Raw genomic sequence first — 12399 nt, forward strand, 5'->3', positions numbered from 1 at the left:
GTCGCCGCCGTGCCGGTCGCCGACCTCCTGCCCCGCCACCCCGACCTCTGGCGGGGAGCGACCCGCCACCCGTTCCTGGACGCGGTGCGCGACGGGACGATCCCCGTCGCGGCCTTCGACACCTGGCTGGTGCAGGACGCCCGGTTCGTCGCCGACCTGCTGCGCTTCCAGGCCCGGCTGCTGGCCCGCGCGCCCCGGCCGGCGCAGGCGGTCCTGGCCGGCGGGCTGGTCGCGCTGGTCGACGAGCTGGCCTGGTTCGAGGAGCAGGCCGCCGTCCGCGGGCTGGACCTCGCCGTCGCGGCGCGGCCGGCCACCGCCGCCTACGCGGAGCTGCTGGCGCGGCTCGACGCCGCCGACGTCGGGACGGCGCTGACCGCGCTGTGGGTCGTCGAGCGCACCTACCTCGACGCCTGGTCGGGGGCCTCGCCCGGGGCGCCGGAGTACCGCCCGTTCGTCGAGCACTGGACGCTGCCGGGGTTCGCGCACTACGTCGCGGGCCTGGAGACGGCGGCGGACGGCGTCCCCGCGCCGGACGCCGACGCGGTGTTCACCGAGGTCGTCGCGGCGGAGACGGCCTTCTGGGACATGGCGGTGGCCGCATGACGCTCTCCACCGACCTCTGGACGGCGAACGCCGACCTGGCCGCCGAGGCGCTGGCGCACCCGTTCGTCGCGGGCGTCGGCGACGGCACGCTGCCACGGGCGGTCTTCGCCGGCTACGTCGCCCAGGACGCGTTCTTCCTCGAGTCCTTCGCCCGCGCCTACGCCGTCGGGATCGCGCACAGCCCCGACCGGGCGACCCTGGACACGTTCGCCGACCTGCTCGCCGGCGTCCGGGAGGAGCTCGCGCTGCACGCCGGCTACGCCGCGCGGTGGGGGATCGACCTCGTGGGGGTCGAGCCGCACCCGGCGACGCTGGCCTACACCGACTTCCTCATGTCGACGGCGTTCCTGGGTGGGATCACGCTGACCGCTGCGGCGATGACCCCCTGCGTGCGGCTCTACGCGCACCTGGGCCGGTCGCTGTCGCCGGAGTCGGCCGGGGACTACGCCGAGTGGGTCACCACCTACGCCGACCCGGGGTTCGAGGAGCTGGCCGTCACGCTGGAGCGGCTGCTCGACCGGCACGCCGAGGACACCCCCGCCGTCCGGACGGCGTACCGCCGCGCGATGCAGCTGGAGGTCGGCTTCTTCGAGGCGGCCTGGCGCGGAGCCTGAACAAGGACCTCCCTCCCCCCGCTCCTCGCAGGCTCGCGGCGGGCCCCTGGGGGGAGGCCGTTCCAGCACGTCACCGGGCTCGCGGCGGGCCCCTGCGGGGTGGCCGTGGGTTGCGGGGCACCCGGCGGCGGGCCGCGCTGGTTGACTGCCCGCATGGTCGCGCCGATCCCCGAACCGGACCCGAGCATCGATCCGACCGAGCCGGTGCCCGATGATCCGGGCGAGCTGCTCCCCGACGCGCCGGAGCCGCTCCCGCCCCCGCCGATCGAGGCGACGCCGGACGACCCCGGCGGCGACCCGGGCGGCGTCCCGGAACCCGCCTGAGGTCTGCCGGCTCGCGGCCTCCCTGCGGTGGGCCGCGGGGCAGCGGGGTCCGTCACCCGAGGACGAAGCCCAGCAGCAGGTGGCCGTTGAGGCCGATGATGAGCGCCGCGACCACCGCGCCGGCGACCGTGGTGACCCGGCGGTTCACCCAGCCGCCCATGAGGTCGCGCCGGCTGGTCAGCCACAGCAGCGGCACCAGTGCGAACGGGATGCCGAAGCTGAGCACCACCTGCGACCAGACCAGCGCGGTCGTCGGGTCGCCGCCCAGCACGAGCACCAGCAGGGCCGGGGCCAGGGTGATCAGCCGGCGGGCCAGCACGGGGATGTGCCGGCGCAGGAACCCGGCCATGACCACCTGGCCGGCGTGCGTGCCGACCGACGACGAGGCGAACCCCGAGGCCAGCAGCGCGAGCGCGAAGGCCAGCGAGGCTCCGGCACCGAGCTGGTCGCCGAGCCCGGCGTGCACGCCCTCCAGCGAGCTCGCGTCCTGGCCGCCGGTGAACAGCTGCGCGGCGATGATCAGCATCGATGCGTTGACCAGCCCGGCCAGCCCCATGGCCAGCAGGACGTCGAGCCGCTGCGCCCGCAGCAGCCGGCGCCGTCCCTCGTGCGTGCGCCCGGCGGTGACGGCGTCGCCGTAGCGGCCCGGGGTGAGCGCGGAGTGCACGTAGATGACGTGCGGCATCACCGTCGCACCGAGGATGCCGGCGGCCAGCACCAGGCTGTCCGGGCCCGCGAAGGAGGGCACCAGGCCGCCGGCCAGCCCGCCCATGTCGACACCCGAACCGACCAGCGTGTAGCCGAAGCCCAGGCCGATGACCAGCAGCAGTCCGGTGATGACCCGCTCGAAGGGCCGGTGCCCGCGGGACTGGGCGGCCAGCAGCACGAAGGCGACGACGGCGGTGATCAGCCCGCCGATGGGCAGCGGGACGCCGAACAGCAGGTTGAGCGCGACCGCGCCGCCGACGATCTCGGCCAGGTCGGTGGCGATCGCGACCGCCTCGGCCTGCAGCCACAGTCCCCGGGTGACCGGCTTCGGCAGCTGCTCGCGGCAGTTCGTGGCCAGGTCGCGGCCGGTGGCCAGGCCCAGCTTGGCGGTCAGCGACTGGATGAGCATCGCCATCAGGTTGGCCGCGACGATCACCCACAGCAGCGTGTAGCCGAAGGCGGCGCCGCCGGAGAAGTTGGTGGCGAAGTTGCCCGGGTCCACGTAGGCGACCGCGGCCACGAACGCCGGGCCCAGCAGCGGCCAGATCCGGCGCCGGCCGCTGACCTGCGGTGGTCGTCTCGGGGTGCCGACCAGCGTGGTGGGCAGGACGGCGGCCTCGGTCTTGGAGAGGTACACGGCGGCCTCGCAGGAGCGGGTGGTCCCAGCGGGTGGGCGGTCGCTCCTGTCCTGCCCCCCGCCGGTGTCACACCGGGGCCAGCCCGTGGCCCCCGGGGGCCGAAGTGAGCCTCACCTACGCCGTACGGCCGTCACGAGTTCGTCGATCCGGCGGGCGTGCGCGCCGCGCCAGTAGACCCGGCCGCACGTCGGGCAGCGGGAGAAGTCGTCGAAGGTCCGGCGGGTGCCCGGCGGCAGCCGGTCGGCGACGTCGGCCTTCGGCACCGGCTCGAGCCGGCCCCCGCAGGCGGTGCACCGGGTCAGCGGGGCCAGGGGAGGCGTGAACCGGTCGAGGACGTCGGCCAGCTGGTCGTCCGGCCGGCTCCCGCGCACGAGCGCCCCGGGCACGCCCCGCCGCATCAGCAGGCCGCGGTCCTGGGTGAGCAGCACCCGGTCCTCGGCGACGGCCCGGGCGGCCAGATCGGGGTCGTCGGCGTCGCGGGACCAGGCGGCCTCGAGGCCCAGCAGCCGCAGCCGGCGGGCCAGCGTGCCCAGCCCGACGTCGAGCAGGAAGCCGCCGGGCGGCACCGGCTGCGGGCGCGGGACCGGGTCGACCTCCAGCACGGCGCCGGGGTAGGTGCGTGCCCACAGCGGCACGGGCTCGCCGTCCACCCGCACGCCGCCCACCTCGGTCCGGGGCACCCCGGCCGCCTGGACGACGTGGGCGACCGTGGCGTCCGGGTCGTACCCGAGCCGCCGCTCGCCCGCCGCCCGATCCCGCGGGCGCAGCAGGAACGCCAGCTCGGGTGGCACCCGGACGGCGAGGGGCCGAGCGGACGGGAGGACCACCGGTGTCCCCTACCCGATGGGTGGCGACAGATGCTTGAAGCCTCAAGCAAATGGGGGCACACTGGACGCCGTCGTCCTCGTCCTCCCAGGGAGCCCGCCGTGCCCGTCCAGCGCCTCAACCACGCCGTCCTCTACGTCCGCGACGTGGAGTGCAGCCTCGCCTTCTACCGCGACGTCCTCGGCTTCCGGGTCAAGACCGAGATCCCCGGTGCCGCGGTGTTCCTGCAGGCCGAGGGGTCGACCAACGACCACGACCTGGGCCTGTTCCGGGTGGGCGCCGCGGCCGGCGCCTCCGAGGCCGGCCGGCGCACCGTCGGCCTCTACCACCTGGCCTGGGAGGTCGACACGCTCGCCGAGCTGGCCCGCGTCCGCGACGCGCTGCTGCAGGCCGGCGCGCTGGTCGGGGCCTCGGACCACGTGACCACCAAGGCCCTCTACGCGCAGGACCCCGACGGCCTGGAGTTCGAGGTCTCCTGGCTGGTCCCGGCCGCGCTGATCACCCCGGAGCTCACCGAGGGCGCCCCGATGACCGCCCCGCTGGACCTCGACCGCGAGATCGCCCGCTACGGCGCCGACACCCGCGGCGGCGTGGGGGTCTCCGTCCCTGCTTGATCGTCCGGGGAGGATGGCTCCCCGTGGAACCGGTCGAGCTGACCACCGGCGAGCTGCGCCTGCGGCCCTGGCGGGAGGACGACGCCGACGAGGTCCTGGTCGTCCAGCAGGACCCGGAGATCCGGCTGTGGGCCGGAGGCGTGACCTCCCGGGAGGAGGCCGTTGCCCTGCTGCGGCGCCTCATGGGGCAGGAGGGCCGCGTCTCGTGGGCCGTCACCGACGTGATCGGCGGCGAACTGCTGGGCTCGGTGTCCGTGCACTCCATCCGGCCGGCACAGGGCGACGCGCAGATCGGCTACTGGACCGTCCCCGCCGCTCGGGGTCGCGCGGTCGCCGCCCGGGCCGTGGACGCCGCCTGCCGGTGGGTCTTCGCGACCGTGCCGCTCGAGCGGGTCGAGCTGTGCCACGCCGTGGAGAACGTCGCCTCCGGCCGGGTGGCGGAGAAGGCCGGCTTCACCCTGGAGGGGCGGCTGCGCCGCTCGTACCGCTACGGCGACGGGGTCCGGCACGACGAGCTGCTCTGGAGCCGGCTGGCCGACGACCCGGCGCCCGACCTCGGCAGCCGCTGCTGACCGGCCGAGCCGTCGGGCTCGTCGAAGGCGTCGCGGATCCGGCGCTCTCCGCGCGAGGAGTGCGACTCCCTGCTCGCGCCGGCCGCCGGGGTTCAGAGCGGAACGGCGAGCTCGCGGCTGTCCAGGGCCGCGCGCAGGTCGGCGCGCCACGGTGCGAGCCCGGACCCGGCGAGGACGACGTCCCGCACGAACGCGTGCCACACCGGCGCCCGGCGCACCATGCTGTGCCCGCCGGCGATCGTGAACCGGGCGATGTGCGCGCCGGCTCGCTGCGCGCGGACGGCGAAGTCGGCGGACAGCGCGGCCGGCACCCAGCGGTCGCCACGGCCGTGCAGGACGGCGACGGTCTGCCCGCGCAGGTGGCCCACCGGCTCGCTCGGCGGCGTCCACGGCGCCAGCGCGCAGACGGCGCGGACCGAGCGGTCGTCACCGGCGCGCAGCACCGCGCGGCCGCCCATGGAGTGGCCGACCAGCACCACCGGGACGTCGTCCCCGTGGCGTTCCCGCACCTGGTCGAGCGCCCACCGGACGTCGGCGTGCGCGTCGGCCGCCACCCCGTTCCAGCCGGCCACCCGGTAGCGCAGCAGGTAGGTGCCCACCCCCCGCTCGGCGGCGGAGGCGCGCACGAACTGCTCGATGGCACGCATCCGCAGCAGCGACAACGCCCGCTCCTTGGGCGGTTGCACGCTGGCCACGGTGCCGCCGTGGCAGAAGACGGCGAGCGCCCGGGTCGGCCCCGCGGCCGGCTCGTGGTCCAGACCGGGGCGCCCGCCGCCGGTGGTCACCGGCGGCGACGCCGGCGCCCGCCGCGGAGCGTCGCGCGGGCGCGATCGCCGAGGTCGCCGGCCTTGTACAGCGCCCGGCTCACCTGGGTGGACCCGGTGCGCCGCTCGAGGACCTGCGCGGCCCGGCGCAGCAGGCCGGTGGCGAGGGGGACGACGACGGTGAGCAGCAGCCAGGTGCGCAACCGGCTGGTCAGGAAGAGCCACATGATCGGCAGTCTGCCCTGCCGGGGTCGGCGGGGACCTCAGTCGGGGTCGGGCGCCAGGCGGACGACCATCTTGCCGACGTTGCCCCCGCGCAGCAGGTCCAGGAAGGCCGGCACCGCCTGCTCGATGCCCTCGTGGACGGTCTCCCGGACGACGAGGTCGCCCGAGCGCAGCCAGCCGGTGACGGTCTCGGTGAACTCCGGGCGCAGGTCGGCGTGGTCGCTGACCAGGAAGCCGCGCAGGGTGAGCCGCTTGCCGACCATCAGGCCCATGTTGCGCGGCCCCGGCGGCGGCTCGACGGCGTTGTAACCCGAGATGGAGCCGCACAGCGCAGCCCGCCCGTGCACCCGGAACGCGCCGATGGCGGCCTCCAGGTGCTCACCGCCGACGTTGTCGAAGAAGAGGTCGATCCCGTCGGGAGCGGCCTCGGCGAGCCCGCGCGCGACCCCGTCGCGGTAGCTGAAGGCGGCCGTGAAGCCCACCTCCCGCAGCCAGGCGACCTTCTCCGGCGACCCGGCGCTCCCGACCACGCCGGCGGCACCGCGCAGCCGCGCGAACTGGCCGACCAGGCTGCCCACCGCGCCGGCGGCCCCGGAGACGAACACGTCGTCCCCCTCGCGGAAGGCGCCGACGCGGAAGAGCCCGGCGTACGCGGTCAGGCCCGGCATGCCGAGCACGCCGAGGTACCAGGACGGCGCGACGTCCTCCGCGGCCGGCAGCCGGGTCACCGCGGCGGCGTCCAGGACGGCGACCTCGCGCCAGGCGGCGTCGGTGAGGACGAGCGACCCCTCCGGCAGCTCCGGCGCGCGCGAGGCGACCACCCGGCCGACGGCGCCGCCCCTCATCACCTCGCCGACCTCCCACGGCGGCGCGTAGGACGGCCCCGAGCGCATCCGGCCGCGCATGTACGGGTCGACCGACATCACGACCATGCGGACGACGACCTGGCCCTCGGCCGGCTCGGGGACCGGTACCTCGACCAGCCGGAAGTCCTCGGGGGTCGGCTCGCCGTGCGGCCGGGCCGCCAGGTGCCACTCGCGCGTCGTCGCAGCCATGCCCCGATCCTGCATCGGGCCTGGTCGGTCCGCCGGGTCGGTTGCGGACCCGGCCTACGCTCGGAGCATGTTCTTCTCCCGGTCCAGGACCCAGCCGGTGGCAGTCGAGGACGCGCTGCCGGGCCGCCCGATGCCCCTGTCGAACGTCCCGGAGCTGCACGCGGTCAACGGCAACCGCATCCAGCCGCCGTTCCCCGACGGCATGCAGACCGCCGTCTTCGGGGCCGGGTGCTTCTGGGGCGTGGAGAAGGTGTTCTGGGAGCAGCCGGGCGTCTACTCGACCGCGGCCGGCTACGCCGGGGGCCACACGCCCAACCCGACCTACGAGGAGGTCTGCTCCGCGCAGACCGGCCACACCGAGGTCGTGCTGGTCGTCTTCGACCCGGCGGTGACCTCCTACGAGCAGCTGCTCAAGGTCTTCTGGGAGGACCACGACCCGACGCAGGGCATGCGCCAGGGCAACGACGTCGGCACCCAGTACCGCTCGGCGATCTACCACGCCTCGCCGGAGCAGGAGGCGGCCGCCCGCGCCAGCCGCGAGGCGTTCCAGCAGCGGCTGACCGCGGCCGGCTACGGCGAGATCACCACCGAGATCGCGCCGCTCGGCGACTTCTACTACGCCGAGGACTACCACCAGCAGTACCTGTACAAGGTGCCGAACGGCTACTGCCCGATCCACTCGACCGGCGTCTCCTGCCCGGTGGGCCTCTCGGGCGTCTGAAGAAGGACCACCCTTCCCCCCACGCCTCGCGAGCTCGGCGCGGGGGGAAGGGTGGCCGTTCCGGTACCTCGCGGAGAGGGGGACTCCGTGGCCGACCTCGGGCTCCTCGAGCAGCTGCGGCGTGAGCCGGACGTCGAGGCGCCGGACCTGGTCGCCGTCGACGCCACCGACCGGTTGCTGCTCGACGAGGCGGCCGAGCTGCTCGCCGCGGCCGGGCCCGGTGGGGTCGCCGTCGTCGACGACTCCTACGGCGCGCTGACCCTGGGCGCGGTCGCCGCCGGGTCCCACGACGTGCGGGTGCACCAGGACCTGCTGGTCGGCGAGCTGGCCCTGGCCCGCAACGCCGAGCGCACCGGGCTGAGCGGCACGCACCGCTCGCTGCCGCTGGGCGCCGGGCTGGCGGACGGCGTCCGGCTCGTGCTGGCGAAGGCGCCGAAGTCGCTCGACGCGCTGCGCGAGCTCACCGAGGTGGTGGCCTCCTCGGCCGCGCCCGACGTCACGCTGCTGGTCGGCGGGCGGGTCAAGCACATGACCCACGCGATGAACGACGTCCTCGCCGTCGGGTTCGGCGAGGTGCACGCGACGCTGGCCCGGCAGAAGTCGCGGGTGCTGGTCGCTCGCGGGCCGCGGCCCGGTGTGGCGTCGACCTTCCCGCGCCGGCAGGAGCACCGCGACCTGGGGCTCGTCGTCTGCGCGCACGGCGCGGCGTTCGCCGGCACGAGGGTGGATGCCGGCACCCGCGCGCTGCTCGCCGCGCTGCCCCGGATGGCCCCGGACGCCCGCACGGCCCTGGACCTCGGCTGCGGAACCGGCGTGCTGGCCACCTCGCTCGCCCTCGCCCGGCCGGGGCTGACCGTGCTGGCCGGCGACCAGTCCGCGGCGGCGGTGGCCTCGGCCGTGCAGACCGCGGCGGCCAACGGAGTGGCCGACCGGGTGCGGGTGGTGCGGGACGACGCGGGGTCGAGCGTGCCGGACGCGAGCGTGGACCTCGTCGTCTGCAACCCGCCGTTCCACCTGGGCGCGGCCGTGGTCACCGGTGCGGCCGACCGGCTGTTCGCCGCGGCGGCGCGCGTGCTGCGGCCGGGCGGTGAGCTGTGGTGCGTCTACAACAACCGGCTGCCGCACCGTGCCGCGCTGCGCCGGCTGGTCGGTCCCACGCAGGTCGCCGCGTCCGACCGGCGCTTCACCGTCACGGTCTCCGCGAAGGACCCCTAGGAGGACCCTGGACGGGGCCGGCTCGCCCGGGCCCGAGGACCCTGGCCGGGGCGAGGTGCCCGGGCCACGGTCGGGTGGCATGACGACGACCGAGACACCGCCCGTCGACGCCACCACCGCCCTGGCCGAGCGTCTCCTCGACGGGGTGATAGCCACCCTGGAGCTGGCCGCGGTCCACCTCGGCAGCGAGCTCGGCTGGTACCGGGCCCTGGCCGAGGCGCCCGCCACCGCCCCCGAGCTGGCGCAGCGCACCGGCACCGCACCGCGGTACGCCCGCGAGTGGCTGGAGCAGCAGGCCGTGGCCGGCCTCCTCACCGTGGACGACGAAGCAGCGGCCCCCGACGCGCGGCGCTACGCCCTCCCGGAGGCGCACCGCCCCGTCCTCGTCGACCGCGATGACCTCGCCTTCATGCCGCCGTTCGTGCACGCCGCGCTGGTCTTCGCCCGCAACGTCCCCCGGCTGCTGGAGGTCTACCGGACCGGCCAGGGGCTCTCCTGGGCGGAGATGGGCGACGCCCGCGACGCCCAGGCCGCCGCCAACCGTGCCTACTTCCTCGGTCCGATGGCGAGTCAGGACCTCGCCACCGTGCCCGAGATCGACGCGGCGCTGCGCGCCGGCGGCCGGGTCGCCGACGTCGGCTGCGGGATGGGCTGGTCGGCCATCGGCATCGCCCGCGCCTACCCGCAGGCCCGCGTCGACGGCTTCGACGTCGACGAGCCCTCGGTCGAGCAGGCGCGGCGCAACGCCGAGGAGGCCGGGGTCGCCGACCGGGTGCGGTTCACCACCGTGGACGCCGCGGCCGCGGGGGAGGACGGCGGGTACGACCTGGTGACCGCGTTCGAGTGCGTGCACGACCTCGCCGACCCGGTGGCCGTGCTCGCCGCGATGCGCCGGATGGTGCGCCCGGGCGGCACCGTGCTGGTCGTCGACGAGAAGGTGGCCGAGCGGTTCACCGCTCCCGGCGACGCGGTCGAGCGACTGATGTACGGCTACAGCCTCACCTGCTGTCTCCCCGACGGGCTGTCCACCCGGCCCTCGGCGGGCACCGGCACGGTGATGCGCCCGGCCACGCTGGAGAGCTACGCGGGCGAGGCCGGGTTCGCCGGGGTCGACGTCCTCCCCGTCGAGCACGACTTCTTCCGCTTCTACCGGCTGCGCGCCGCGGCGTGAGGCCCGACCCGTACCGGAACGAGAAAGGACTCCACCCGGGTCCCGTTGCGCTGTAGCGGCTCCACTCCGCTGCCGAACAGGGGACAACGGTGCGCACCGAGCGCACCTCCCCCTCCCGCAGGAGTGCCGGCATGGCGCGCAACCTCTGGTCCGACCGTCCCCTCGGCGTGAAGCTCGCGGCCCTCGTCGCCGCCGGCGCGGTGATCCTCGCGGTCTTCGCCGTGATCGCCATCCGGGCGCTGCAGAGCACCGAGACCACCGCGGGTGAGCTGCTCGCCAGTGCCGAGGTGACCGAGGACGTGCTCTCGGCCGACATGGTGCACGACGCCGTCCGCGGCGACGTGCTCCAGGCCCTGGTCAGCGGCGGGCAGGGCGACCTCTACCGCGGTGCGGTCACCGACCTGGCCGAGCACGACCAGGTCTTCCGCGACCTCCTCGCCGAGATCGCCGGGGACGACCTGGACCCGGAGATCGTCGCGGCGGCCGAGGAGGTGACCCCGACCGTCGACGCGTACCTCGTCGCCGCCCGGCAGATCGTCACGACCGCCGGGCAGGACCCGGTGGCCGCGCAGGCGGCCTATCCGGCCTTCGGTCAGGCGTTCTCGGCGCTGGAGGACCAGCTGCCGGTGCTCGGGGACGCCGTGGCGGCGTTCGCGGAGGACGCGGTCGCGCACGCCGACCGTCAGCGCAGCACCGCCATCTCCCTGGCCCTGGCGGTCGCGGTCGCGGGGGTGGTCGTGCTGGCCCTGCTCGGCTGGGTGGTCACCCGCTCGGTCGTGCGGCCGCTGCAGCGCGTCGGCGCGGTGCTGGCCGCCATGGCCGACGGCGACCTGCGCGGGGCCACCGGCGTGACCAGCCGGGACGAGGTGGGCCGGATGGCCGCCGCGCTGGAGGCATCGATGGGCACCGTGCGCGCCGTCCTCACCACGATCGGCGACACGACGTCGACCCTGGCGTCGGCGACCGAGGAGCTGTCCGTGACCGCCCAGGACATGACCCGGCTGGCCGACGAGTCCTCGGTGCAGAGCGGCATCGTCGCCGACGCGGCGGGCCAGGTGTCGTCCAACGTGCAGACGGTGGCGGCCGGGTCGGAGGAGATGGGCGTCTCCATCCGCGAGATCGCCCAGAACGCCAGCGAGGTCGCCCGGGTGGCCGCCCAGGCGGTCGACGTCGCCGGCACCACCAACGCCACCGTCGCGAAGCTGGGGGAGTCCTCGCTGGAGATCGCCAGCGTGGTGAAGACCATCACCGCGATCGCCGAGCAGACCAACCTGCTCGCGCTCAACGCCACCATCGAGGCCGCGCGCGCCGGCGAGGCCGGCAAGGGCTTCGCCGTCGTCGCCAACGAGGTCAAGGAGCTGGCCCAGGAGACGGCCAAGGCGACGCAGGACATCACCGCCCGGGTCGAGGCCATCCAGGGCGACACCGAGGGCGCGGTGCGCGCGATCGGGGAGATCGCCCAGATCATCGGGCTCATCAACGACTCGCAGGGCACCATCGCCGCCGCCGTGGAGGAGCAGACCGCCACCACGACCGAGATGAACCGCAACGTGGCCGAGGCAGCGCAGTCCGCCGGGCAGATCGCCGAGAACATCAGCTCCGTCGCCGGTGCGGCCAACGCCACGACCCGCGCGATGACCGACGCGCGGACGGCGATGGACGAGGTGGCCCGGATGGCCTCGGCGCTCAGCGCGTCGGTGCAGCGCTTCCGCTACTGAGCGGACCCCTCTGCCCCCGGTGCCGGACGTCTCGTGGGTCGGGACCTCGGGCTCGGCACCCGCGCGGCCGGTGGTGCTGGGAGGCCGGGGCTGGGCACCGGGCGGGACGGCGGGCAGGCTGGCCGCATGAGGACCCCGAGCACCCTGCCGCCCGTCGTCCGCAGGGTGCTGCCCTGGCTGCTGCGCTGGTGGGCGGTGCAGGCCGTGCTCGCCGTCGTCGGCCGGCTGGTGGCCCGGCGCAAGGACGAGGGCGACGACAGCACCGCCGGCATCCGGCGGGTCGTCGCGCTCGGCGGGGTGGAGTTGCGGCCGGTCCACCCCGGGCTGTCGCGGGTGCGGCTGGACCTGCTGATGGCCGGGGCCCGGCTGGACCTCACCGCCGTCCCGCACGTGCCGGGCGGGGTGGACCTCACCGTGCGGGCGCTCATGGGCGGGGTCGGGCTGACGGTGCCGGCCGGCTGGAAGGTGTGGTGGGACTGCCGGGGCGTGGGTGGGGTCGGCTTCGCCCAGGACGACGGGCTGGTGCACACCGATGACGAGCGCGGCGCCGACCTGCGGGTGCACGCGGTCGTGCTCCTGGGCGGCATCGGCATCGAGGGCGCGCCGCAGGACGACAGCTGGGGCCGCTGACG

The 12399-nt window shown here is 75.7% G+C and carries 15 protein-coding genes; 10 read left to right on the top strand and 5 right to left on the bottom strand.

Features of this window, described 5'->3' with window-relative positions; all coding sequences use genetic code 11:
* The first annotated feature begins 9 nt into the window (after positions 1–9).
* From BMW27_RS17095 to BMW27_RS23490, 3 genes are all read left to right on the top strand, one after another.
* Positions 10–603: a TenA family protein gene (locus BMW27_RS17095; protein WP_091446174.1), complete on the top strand. Its 594-nt coding sequence runs from the start codon at positions 10–12 to the stop codon at positions 601–603.
* Positions 600–1217: a TenA family protein gene (locus tag BMW27_RS17100; protein ID WP_091446177.1), complete on the top strand. Its 618-nt coding sequence runs from the start codon at positions 600–602 to the stop codon at positions 1215–1217. The genes BMW27_RS17095 and BMW27_RS17100 overlap by 4 nt, the downstream gene beginning before the upstream one ends.
* Before the next feature lie 153 nt (positions 1218–1370).
* Positions 1371–1541: a hypothetical protein gene (locus BMW27_RS23490; RefSeq protein ID WP_012946348.1), complete on the top strand. Its 171-nt coding sequence runs from the start codon at positions 1371–1373 to the stop codon at positions 1539–1541.
* A gap of 52 nt (positions 1542–1593) precedes the next feature.
* Here BMW27_RS23490 and BMW27_RS17105 read toward each other — a convergent pair whose 3' ends face one another.
* Positions 1594–2886 (bottom strand): Nramp family divalent metal transporter, encoded by a 1293-nt coding sequence (locus BMW27_RS17105; protein WP_091446178.1) that lies wholly within the window; start codon positions 2884–2886, stop codon positions 1594–1596.
* A 111-nt stretch (positions 2887–2997) separates the two neighbouring features.
* Positions 2998–3714, bottom strand: a complete 717-nt coding sequence (locus BMW27_RS17110) for a Mut7-C RNAse domain-containing protein (protein ID WP_091446180.1) — start codon at positions 3712–3714, stop codon at positions 2998–3000.
* A gap of 99 nt (positions 3715–3813) precedes the next feature.
* Here BMW27_RS17110 and BMW27_RS17115 point away from each other — a divergent pair, with 99 nt between their 5' ends.
* Positions 3814–4326: a VOC family protein gene (locus BMW27_RS17115; RefSeq protein ID WP_091446182.1), complete on the top strand. Its 513-nt coding sequence runs from the start codon at positions 3814–3816 to the stop codon at positions 4324–4326.
* A 23-nt stretch (positions 4327–4349) separates the two neighbouring features.
* Positions 4350–4898, top strand: coding sequence for a GNAT family N-acetyltransferase (locus BMW27_RS17120; RefSeq protein ID WP_091446183.1), 549 nt, complete (start codon positions 4350–4352; stop codon positions 4896–4898).
* 92 nt (positions 4899–4990) lie between these two features.
* On the opposite strand, the gene BMW27_RS17125 is transcribed toward BMW27_RS17120, so the two are convergent.
* The 3 genes from BMW27_RS17125 to BMW27_RS17135 are packed head-to-tail and all read right to left on the bottom strand — an operon-like array spanning position 4991 to position 6942.
* Complete coding sequence (locus tag BMW27_RS17125; RefSeq protein WP_091446185.1) at positions 4991–5683, bottom strand: alpha/beta hydrolase; 693 nt, start codon at positions 5681–5683, stop codon at positions 4991–4993.
* Positions 5680–5889 (bottom strand): hypothetical protein, encoded by a 210-nt coding sequence (locus tag BMW27_RS17130; RefSeq protein ID WP_091446187.1) that lies wholly within the window; start codon positions 5887–5889, stop codon positions 5680–5682. Before BMW27_RS17130 ends, BMW27_RS17125 begins: the two co-directional genes overlap by 4 nt.
* Before the next feature lie 36 nt (positions 5890–5925).
* A complete protein-coding gene (locus BMW27_RS17135) occupies positions 5926–6942 on the bottom strand; it encodes an NADP-dependent oxidoreductase (RefSeq protein ID WP_091446190.1) in 1017 nt (338 codons plus the stop codon).
* Between the two features lie 67 nt (positions 6943–7009).
* Here BMW27_RS17135 and msrA point away from each other — a divergent pair, with 67 nt between their 5' ends.
* The 5 genes from msrA to BMW27_RS17160 all read left to right on the top strand — a co-directional run bounded on the left by msrA (position 7010) and on the right by BMW27_RS17160 (position 12397).
* Positions 7010–7663, top strand: a complete 654-nt coding sequence (gene msrA, locus BMW27_RS17140; RefSeq protein WP_091446192.1) for a peptide-methionine (S)-S-oxide reductase MsrA — start codon at positions 7010–7012, stop codon at positions 7661–7663.
* An 87-nt stretch (positions 7664–7750) separates the two neighbouring features.
* Positions 7751–8878, top strand: coding sequence for a class I SAM-dependent methyltransferase (locus tag BMW27_RS17145; RefSeq protein WP_091446194.1), 1128 nt, complete (start codon positions 7751–7753; stop codon positions 8876–8878).
* A 79-nt stretch (positions 8879–8957) separates the two neighbouring features.
* Entirely contained in the window at positions 8958–10049 is a 1092-nt protein-coding gene (locus BMW27_RS17150; protein WP_091446196.1) for a class I SAM-dependent methyltransferase, read from the top strand.
* 131 nt (positions 10050–10180) lie between these two features.
* Positions 10181–11767 (top strand): methyl-accepting chemotaxis protein, encoded by a 1587-nt coding sequence (locus tag BMW27_RS17155; RefSeq protein ID WP_091446198.1) that lies wholly within the window; start codon positions 10181–10183, stop codon positions 11765–11767.
* Between the two features lie 126 nt (positions 11768–11893).
* Positions 11894–12397 (top strand): hypothetical protein, encoded by a 504-nt coding sequence (locus BMW27_RS17160; RefSeq protein WP_139206925.1) that lies wholly within the window; start codon positions 11894–11896, stop codon positions 12395–12397.
* Positions 12398–12399 lie beyond the last annotated feature (2 nt).

The sequence above is a fragment of the Geodermatophilus poikilotrophus genome (assembly GCF_900111455.1).
Lineage (GTDB): Bacteria > Actinomycetota > Actinomycetes > Mycobacteriales > Geodermatophilaceae > Geodermatophilus > Geodermatophilus poikilotrophus.

What these genes read in the sequence shown, in the direction of transcription:
- BMW27_RS17100 (WP_091446177.1), top strand. Translation starts at nt 600, where the DNA reads ATGACGCTCTCCACCGACCTCTGGACGGCGAACGCCGACCTGGCCGCC.
- BMW27_RS23490 (WP_012946348.1), top strand. Translation starts at nt 1,371, where the DNA reads ATGGTCGCGCCGATCCCCGAACCGGACCCGAGCATCGATCCGACCGAG.
- BMW27_RS17130 (WP_091446187.1), bottom strand. Translation starts at nt 5,889, where the DNA reads ATGTGGCTCTTCCTGACCAGCCGGTTGCGCACCTGGCTGCTGCTCACC.
- BMW27_RS17135 (WP_091446190.1), bottom strand. Translation starts at nt 6,942, where the DNA reads ATGGCTGCGACGACGCGCGAGTGGCACCTGGCGGCCCGGCCGCACGGC.
- msrA (WP_091446192.1), top strand. Translation starts at nt 7,010, where the DNA reads ATGTTCTTCTCCCGGTCCAGGACCCAGCCGGTGGCAGTCGAGGACGCG.
- BMW27_RS17150 (WP_091446196.1), top strand. Translation starts at nt 8,958, where the DNA reads ATGACGACGACCGAGACACCGCCCGTCGACGCCACCACCGCCCTGGCC.
- BMW27_RS17155 (WP_091446198.1), top strand. Translation starts at nt 10,181, where the DNA reads ATGGCGCGCAACCTCTGGTCCGACCGTCCCCTCGGCGTGAAGCTCGCG.
- BMW27_RS17160 (WP_139206925.1), top strand. Translation starts at nt 11,894, where the DNA reads ATGAGGACCCCGAGCACCCTGCCGCCCGTCGTCCGCAGGGTGCTGCCC.